Raw genomic sequence first — 8,246 nt, 5'->3', positions numbered from 1 at the left:
TCTTCGATAGTGTCCACGTGTCCACCTAGAACTAGATGGACACGATGCTCCTTGCTACGCGGGTCCCCTTCAAGACGGGTTCACCGGGTGCTTACCGTTCACGGTAAATCCGGTCGTTGCGGTCAGGCTCGCTAGATTGCTTGAGGAAGCCGACACGCATTCTGCTGAACAATGGCAGATTGCATGCCCCTTTTCTGGCTTTTGGGCAGCAAATGACGCCAGCTTGGCTGGCGTACCAGCGGGCGAGATACTTACTGCGCTGCCGCGCTTACCACCACAGTCATCGGCGTCCACGCTTCCATCGCCAGCTCCCTTGTTTCGCCTGCATCCAAGACCAAATTGATCGGTTGCGTTCCCGGCAGGGTCTTAACGCTGCTAGCATCCTTGACGTCCAGACGTAGGGCTACAGAAGCACTTCCCCGGTTGACCAGCCGCATGATGTAGCGTTGCTGATAGGAAAGTACTTTGGTCAGAATGACGCCACGCGGCGCAGATACGTCAAACTCCTCCGCATTTGTGGGAAAGGGTTGTGTACCCCCCAAGATTACGACGGGGTTGTGGGCGTCGAATCCGTGCTCAAGATGCAGGACGAAGCCTTTGGCCACCGTCGGAAAGCTGGCAGCCACGGCCAACACCGATATCAAAGCGTTTTTTTTCATGCAATAGTCTCCTAGTGGGCGGGACCTTGAGCGCGTCGTACCCGCACAGCCAAATGCCTGAGTTGGCGTGAAAGAGGGTTAGCTATCAGGTTTTTGCTGTGTACGCCAAGCACCAGCCTTGCAGTTTGAGGCGTCCACAACTGCAGGTGCTGCTTGTGCAACGGAAAATGTCCACCTGCGATGCAGATTGAAATTGATCAGAACCAAGATCCCGGTTGAGATCACCTGTGCAACCAAATAGTGCAGGCCCGCAGCGAACAGGACCGCCAGCATCCAGGCGTTGAACAGCAATGCCAGCACCCACACAAGGAGGAAGCGCGAGAGTGTCGCACCGACCTTGGCGGGGGCGCCGAACACCCATCGCCGACTAACCGTGAAATTGAGCACGAGCCCGAAGATCGCACCTAGGGTCGATCCCACCACGGGGGTGGTACCGGAGTGGACCAAAATGTACAGCGCCAGATAGTGAGTGGCGGTGGAAGCACCGCCACTCAGCAGATATCTGTAGAAGATTCGTCGATCGGTCATGCCGGCCTTTTCTCCAAGGCGCATCAGCGCAGGTGCGAATGACTGGTTTCAGTGCCTTGAATGGCCATATCACTCCTTGACCGCGACAGCGAGCAGCGAACCACCGGCGGGAAATGGCAAGCTGCGGGTCAACAAGCGATATTCAACGTCGCAGACGGTCGAAAACAGCCGATTGAGTGTCTTTCCGATGCGGAAACCCTCGTCAACCTCCAGATCGGTCCGCGCAATCTTCTGGTGCACGCGCGAAATAACCATGACGGGTAACAGCAGCGACATGAAGGAATTGACGTAGAGCGGACGGAACCCGGTGGCCCGCAGCTTCTCCACGAGATCCTTACGCGTATAACGACGCTTGTGTTTGGCCGCGTCGTCCACGCGACTCCAGAGAGAAGGATGCTGAGGCACCGTCAAGATCAGCCCACCTCCGCGCCGGCACGCCTTGTACATCTCGCTCAGGGCGAGTCGGTCATCATCGATATGCTCGATCACATCAAAGGCGCTGACCACGTCGAATGCTTCGACAAAAGGGATCGCGCGCGCGTCCATTTGCAAGAACTTCGCTGTGCAATGGCGGCGCGCCATTTGCAGCGCATGCAGCGAAGGCTCCCCACCGCATACCTCAGCATGTGGGAACCGGTCTGCAATCGCAGCGAGATTCTCTGCTGTGCCGCAGCCAATCTCCAAGAAGGACTGAAGCCGCGGGAAATAACGTTGCAGCGCCCACACGATTAACTTTCGGCGATACACGAACCAAAAGTGCTCGGCTTGAAGCTTTTGGTATTCGTCGAACAGCGGCTCGTGGAAGCCGTCGTTGTCCTGAAGCATTTCGGGCGCCAAGCAAGCGACTCCGTCATGGACGGCGGCTCTCCAGCCGCAGGCATTGCACGACCAAGCAAAAGGCCTCAGAGGCGCATGGCAATTTACACAGATATGCACGGCAAACTCCTACGCAGCGAACAACAGCGCTATTCACCGCGCCTTGATTGCTCGCTGACGGAACACTCAATTTCCCTGGTTGCGTGCCGGGACACGCTCACGGGTCTTACCGCTGTGGCCGCGTGCCTCCCTTACAAAAGCGAAGGCTGTCAGACGTCAGCAGTGATGCGTGTCAGGAAACCAGGCGCGGAGGCCGTAGGAGGAGCTCTGGGATGAAACTAAGAAATTGGGCGCTAGACGACGAATGTGTTCGCGCTGTCGGCCGACAACTGGACATGGTCAGTCGCGCGGGCACTGCATACTGCGGAGCCTCCTCGCAAGACGGACATAGCTTGCACCGGTCGTCATAACGAGCAGGTCCTGCTTTGCCATGGTGGTCGTGGCAATGCTTATGGCTGGTACGTGTAGCCACGGAGAGGCGCTTATGCTGAATGCTCCGCGATTTCTTGATTACAGCATGCGCGCGTTCGCAGTCGGCAGGAATACCGGCGCCCATGCCCTGTGAGGGCAGCGCAACTAGTACCAGCCAGAGCGAAAAAACGCGCAGCAACTTCACGGGCACCATCAATGGACGATCACGGAGCCGCAGTCTAGGAAAGTCAACCTGACCGTAGAGTTACGGGTGGATTACAAGAATGCAGCCGGAGAATGGTGCTTGCTCTCCGCATGCTTACCACCTCGAATCACCTTGCGCATACTGAAGGCGCAAGCATGCGATCAACTCATGGTCTGGCGCGCCAAAACTTGGCCTCTCAACGCATGCAGAGCATGCGCGGCACTCGGTGGAATCCCACTGCATCAGAAAAATATGCGCAGTGTCTCCTGCCAGTTCTTGCGGCGATGTTTTTGCCGGCAGCACGCTGAGGGTTGGGGTGCAGCCCTCTCAACAAATGTCCTTGTCCTTTACGGGCACGATCAGCCGGGCGGCAGATCTCGTGCACCGCTCGCAATCGGCGGTGAGCATGCAGATCAAGACGCTGGAATCGGCCCTTGGCAAAGCGCTGTTCGTGCGCAAGCCGCGCAGCGTGGTGCCGACGCAGGACGGCGAGGTGCTGCTGGCACACGCGCGCCGGATCATTGCGCTGCGCGATGAGGCATGGGCGGCGGTCGTCCGGCCGGACGTGACTGGCCGCGTGGTGATCGGCGTACCGGACGATTACGCGTCGTCGCTGTTTCCGCCGATTCTCAAGAAGTTCTCGGCCACCTATCCGAAGGTCGAGATCCAGGTGACCGGCCTGCCCAGCGTCGCGCTCGCCCCGATGTTGCGCGACGGCACGGTGGATCTCGTCTGCGCGACGCGGGTGAAAGGGCTGACCGGCGAGTTCTTGCGGCACGAGCCGATGGTGTGGGCCGCAGCGCCCGGCGCCACTGACATCTGGCGTGAGCGGCCGCTACCAATTGCCGTGTTCCTACCGGGAAGCGTCGCACGCGAGAAGGCGATCCACAGTCTCGAGCGCGCAAAAATCGTGTATCGAACTTCCTATGAGAGCCCGAGTCTGCTTGGCCTGCTGACGATGGCCCGAACTGGCCTCGCCATCACCCCGCTCGCGCGGTGTGCTGTGCCATCTGACTTTACGCTGCTCGGGCCCGCACACGGCCTGCCTGAGATTGGCACGCTTGAAATCGTCCTCGCCCGAAGCGTCACGTCAAACCGACCACCCTGCGATTTTCTCGCCGAGCGCATCGTCGCTGAACTTCACGCATGAGCGCGCCTCGCCCGACGCCCAACCGGGGGCCGGGACTCAGTATTTCCAGCGTGATGGAGCAATTTTTCGACTCCACGGCAATCACGCGAGTGACGCCGCCGTGATCCAAATGCGCCCAGTCTAGCCGTATGTCCTTTCAAAGTATCGCCGACGCATTGCAACTCTGTCATCTTTGCACATCTTCTCCGATCGTAGTGTCGAATACGTCTTGTAACTGTAGGGGGCACCACAGTAGTCGCATCGAAACGGGGTTTCCAGAAAACGAGCTTTGAGCAAGCAGAGCGGCTCGTAGCCGCAGCGTCGGCAACCGATCTCGAGTGGCGTCTGATGCGCCGGGCATGTGGACTCGCTCTGCAACTGATGGAGGGGACTGTGGTATCCACGCCCCAAACACTTGCGGCAAAATCGAAAACGCTCGTCGTACTGGCGGTAAGGAAAAGCATCGAGGACCGATCCGAGAAGTATCTTGGCCGGCAGGTGCAAGGTCTTGCGCAAGGCGGCGATATTGATCGCATCGTGCACCGGTAAAACGCCGGAATAGGGATCGGCGTGCAAGGACAAGGCGGCATGACGCACCACAACATGCCCCGAAAGCTGATTGGCCTGCGCGAATTTCCAAAGAATGGAAATCAGCGACTCGCACGGGTCGACCCATTTCGGGTCGAAGGTGTAGCCTAGCGCGGGCGAAAGCACGCTCTCGTCAAACGATAGAATCGGGAATCGATTCTTCCGGGAGCTACGCAGCGGCGATGATATGCCCGGTCGCATGGCGCGATTGGACGTAACCACACTGTTGCACGGCGTATGCCCACAATGCTGGCGCTGGGCTGTAACCCGGTGCGTCCCGGGTCTCGCTATCTTTCAGGACAATCTCAACAGCGCGCACGAAATATTCCATCGGGATTTCCATCTTGTAGGGGAGGCTCGCCTTGTGATGCGCCGCGCTGAAGGCCTCCCAGAGCACGGTCGCGTCGTTGACAAGCCGGTAGTTGGTGTCGAATGCCTCGGGGACGTAAAACCGCGTGAAGGTCCAAGCGCTCGCCTCCGGGTAACAGGTTTCGTCATAGCCGAGCAAGCAAGTCGCGACATCATCAGCATCGCGTATCCCATAGAACGGCAACTCTTCGACCATGAGGCGCGCGATGATCTGCGTGGCCCCTGCCGCCTGCAGCGATTCCTTCTTGGCCAGCAACTCCTCCTGGCCGACCAGGAAGGTGTACAGCTTGATCTGCTGCCGATCGAGCGTATCGTGAATGTCGCGCAGCCACTCGTACTCATTGACGTTGTAGCGCTGTGCCTCATCGCAAAACAGGAGAATCGTTCCGCTGCCCGCTCGGGCCGCCGCCTCCCGCAGCTTATGGGTCAGCCGGAACCGCTTGGCCGTGTTGGTTCCCGTCTGCGGCTCGGGATAGCCGACGGCCTCCAGCAGGTTCGACAGAAAGGGGCCCTCCGCATGCTTGGGCTTGTGCTCGCACTGCGCGTGGAAGGTGGAGATTTTGGGGTAGTTGCGGGCGAGCAGGAGCCGTATGTATTCGATCGCCCGGGTCTTGCCAATGCGTGAGGGTCCGTAGATCAGCGCCCCAGGAACACGGTACCGCAGGCACCGTGTCACCAGTTCATAAAAATCCTGGATCGCTGCCGTGGCGATCCGGTAATTGCCAGTGACCAGAGGGTGCGTAGCCGGATCAACCGGGCGGGGGCGTTCGACAGACATGGTGGTCCTCCTTGCGGGCGGCCCGCCTAGGAAATCAGTCCCGTACCAATCGTGAGGCGGCGTGGTACACCGGGCGCTGGCGGCGGCGATGGTGAATCGTCAGCGACGGCATTGGAAAGCGGCGCAGAAATGGGTACGGTGGGTCGCAAAGGCGTGTAGATCGTCGGCGCAGTCGACAAAACACGGATGACGTGCGCGAGATCCGTGGCGGCTTTGCGTGTGTGTTTGGCGTGCGCCAGCTTCTCTTGGACGAACGCCTCGATCACGTTGCCTTCCATCCCTTTGCGCATGCCGCGCTTCTTACGCCATTTCAGGATCTCTTTGCGCAGCCGCAAATCGTGGGGCACCAGGCCCCACGCGCCCTGCGCCTGCAATGGCCCCAACTCGGCTCCATCCGCGAGAAACGCCCGTACGCCGCGCAGGTCTTCGACGTTGGAATAGACAAGCAGCTTCGTACCGATCAGATGCGTCGCCGCTGCCAGGGTTGTGCTGGTGTAGCGCACACCGTGCAGGTTGATGTGAGGACGCACACCTTGGTGCAAGTAGGCACGCACCGTGTGCCTCGACGCGGTTTGCATCAGGCACAGCGTGCGACGCCGATGCTCGGCCAACCAGGAGAGCATGCTCTGCTTGACACGGATCAACCGCTCCATGGCCTCCAGAGGCGTGATGTTGTTCAGCCCGCTGTGCGGTGTACCGTTGTAACTGGCGATGGCATATTCGACGAGTTCCGTCAGCTCATCGGAGGACAGGTACAAGCGGAGATTGCCCTTCGGATCGGACAGCGCACGCCGAAGGTCACGCGGATGCGATCCGGTGTAGCCAGGCAGACGCGACGACATCTCTTGCGCAATGGTCGCAAAGAAACGCTCAATGTAGGGGCGCTCGTCCGGGTGGTGATAAGGGCCCGCATCGACAATGCAACCCACGAACTCGCACAAGGCACTGAGCGTGTCGTTGGCAAGATTTGCTTTGGCGTTGTCGAGCTTGATCCACTCCCAGCAAGCGTAGGCGAGCTCGGGCAGTTTTTGCGACGGCAGGCCATCGTGCTTGGAGTACGCGAGATTGGGAAGGGTGAAGGTCATGGGGCGATGAGGCTCCAGTGCCTTCTCCATCGTCTTGATCACGTCATGACGGCTGTACTCGCGCGCGAGCACGACGTGATAACCCAGGATCGCGCGAGTGCAAACGTCGATGATGACCAGCAGCCAGATGCGCTCCATTTCGAACTCGTGCTCAAAACCCAAAGGGTCACGTACCACCACCTTGAGCCGAACATCCAGACGGTGCCCGTCGAATTCCACGACCTGATAGGGGCGCACGGCCGCGGGCGATACGGCATGTCCGTCCTGCAGGGGCAAGCCTTTGAGGTGAGAGGCGCCCGCCGCGCGCGCAGCTTGGCCGAAGGAGCGCAGCATTTCCGCCTTGAGCCGGTTGGACAACGAGCGGATTGCCAAATAGTCCATACAGAGCGGGTAGTCCGTCGCCTTCAGACCGAGCGACCGACATTGCTTCAGGAACTCCTCATGCAGGGCTTTCAGGCCGCGCAGGCGCGTCTTGAGCTTGCCATCCGTGCTGACCTGATGCAGCACGACCTTGCGTTGCCGAATCTGAGCCCGAAGCCACGTCACCAAGGCGGGATGGCTCTCGAAGATTTGCGATATCGCCCCGGCCGTACCGCGACTGCCGGTCTGCCCCTGGACGACGATAGGGGCAACGCGCGCGTATTCGGCAATCCGCACATTGGGAATGACGGCGCGAAAGCCCCAGATCCGTCCATCGGGGTGTGTCTGCAACGCACGATACAACCACCGATATAGTTGGCGACGATCGATACCGGTGGACAGTTCAATTTCGTCGATAGCGTCGCCTCGTGCATAGCGCTCGATGGCGGCAGTCGCCATGCGTACCCGCTGCTGACGCCCCTCCGTGAGCTCCGTCCATGCAACTGACGGCCAGGACGCGAGGTCGAGATGCTGGAGCTCCGGTTTGCGGCGCATCAGGACTGTCCTCCCGGTGCCGAGAACAGTGTGAGCAGCGACAACGCTTCCGTATGCAAGGTCGGTGCCGAGAGCTTGCCCGTGCGCAATAACTCATACACCGCGGTGCGAACCAGAACGGGATCGCCTGTGGCGTACTCGCGCTCAATGGTCAGGAGTTGCCTCGGCTCAGCTGTCGCAAAGCGCCGGATCGCTGTCAGCAGACTCGCCGCTGGCAAGCCGCGATTGGCCACGATCGTGGGTAACATCCGTTGCCAGTTGTCGATCCAGACTCGGGATGCAGCGAGTTCTGCCGGCGGCACCACACGAATATCGATCTCTGAGTCGTCCAGTTGGCGCCCTTTGTCGACGACCATGCCCTCGTCGTCTGACTCTGAGAGCAACACCAACTCGTCCCGAGTTTCATAACGGACCCAGAACTCGGCCAAGTGTCGCTGTCCGCCCACTAGGATGAACCCAGGCCTTTCGCAAAAACGCTGAACGTCGGGATCGGCCTCCAGCCTCAGCCATTGATCGAGAGCCGCACACCGATAGAACGACACCCGGCGCCCCAATTTGAGGCTGAAGGCCTCGAGCCGATGCGCTCCGCGAGGTCGCGGGATCGGGATCGGGCTATCGAAGGACTGACTTTTCCCCATAAGATCAAGGCCTTACGAAGGGAGTGGAAGTCTAGGATGCCAATTGACAAATTTAATGCGGGCTT

General features: G+C 59.7%; 8 protein-coding genes. 1 reads left to right on the top strand and 7 read right to left on the bottom strand.

Annotated features, from left to right (window positions below):
• Positions 1–251: 251 nt before the first annotated feature.
• From ACUXH0_RS26295 to ACUXH0_RS26285, 3 genes are all read right to left on the bottom strand, one after another.
• Positions 252–659 carry a hypothetical protein gene (locus ACUXH0_RS26295; protein ID WP_012435593.1) on the bottom strand — a complete coding sequence of 136 codons (408 nt, stop codon included), beginning with the start codon at positions 657–659 and terminating at the stop codon, positions 252–254.
• Between the two features lie 78 nt (positions 660–737).
• Complete coding sequence (locus tag ACUXH0_RS26290) at positions 738–1,187, bottom strand: GtrA family protein (protein ID WP_012435594.1); 450 nt, start codon at positions 1,185–1,187, stop codon at positions 738–740.
• A 69-nt stretch (positions 1,188–1,256) separates the two neighbouring features.
• Positions 1,257–2,012, bottom strand: coding sequence for a class I SAM-dependent methyltransferase (locus ACUXH0_RS26285; protein ID WP_021197345.1), 756 nt, complete (start codon positions 2,010–2,012; stop codon positions 1,257–1,259).
• 1,001 nt (positions 2,013–3,013) lie between these two features.
• Here ACUXH0_RS26285 and ACUXH0_RS26280 point away from each other — a divergent pair.
• On the top strand, positions 3,014–3,829 hold the full coding sequence (locus tag ACUXH0_RS26280) for a LysR family transcriptional regulator (RefSeq protein WP_012435597.1): 816 nt from the start codon (positions 3,014–3,016) through the stop codon (positions 3,827–3,829).
• A gap of 120 nt (positions 3,830–3,949) precedes the next feature.
• On the opposite strand, the gene ACUXH0_RS26275 is transcribed toward ACUXH0_RS26280, so the two are convergent.
• From ACUXH0_RS26275 to ACUXH0_RS26260, 4 genes are read right to left on the bottom strand one after another with little or no spacing between them, the layout of a single operon-like run.
• Positions 3,950–4,522, bottom strand: a complete 573-nt coding sequence (locus ACUXH0_RS26275) for a TniQ family protein (RefSeq protein WP_225694714.1) — start codon at positions 4,520–4,522, stop codon at positions 3,950–3,952.
• 43 nt (positions 4,523–4,565) lie between these two features.
• Entirely contained in the window at positions 4,566–5,543 is a 978-nt protein-coding gene (locus ACUXH0_RS26270) for an AAA family ATPase (RefSeq protein WP_021197347.1), read from the bottom strand.
• 26 nt (positions 5,544–5,569) lie between these two features.
• Positions 5,570–7,543: a DDE-type integrase/transposase/recombinase gene (locus ACUXH0_RS26265; protein ID WP_012435600.1), complete on the bottom strand. Its 1,974-nt coding sequence runs from the start codon at positions 7,541–7,543 to the stop codon at positions 5,570–5,572.
• A complete protein-coding gene (locus ACUXH0_RS26260; RefSeq protein WP_249262879.1) occupies positions 7,543–7,971 on the bottom strand; it encodes a hypothetical protein in 429 nt (142 codons plus the stop codon). The genes ACUXH0_RS26265 and ACUXH0_RS26260 overlap by 1 nt, the downstream gene beginning before the upstream one ends.
• Positions 7,972–8,246: the final 275 nt, after the last annotated feature.

The organism is Ralstonia sp. 110700041-2, from assembly GCF_056280165.1.
This window is presented reverse-complemented; position numbering and strand designations above follow the sequence as displayed.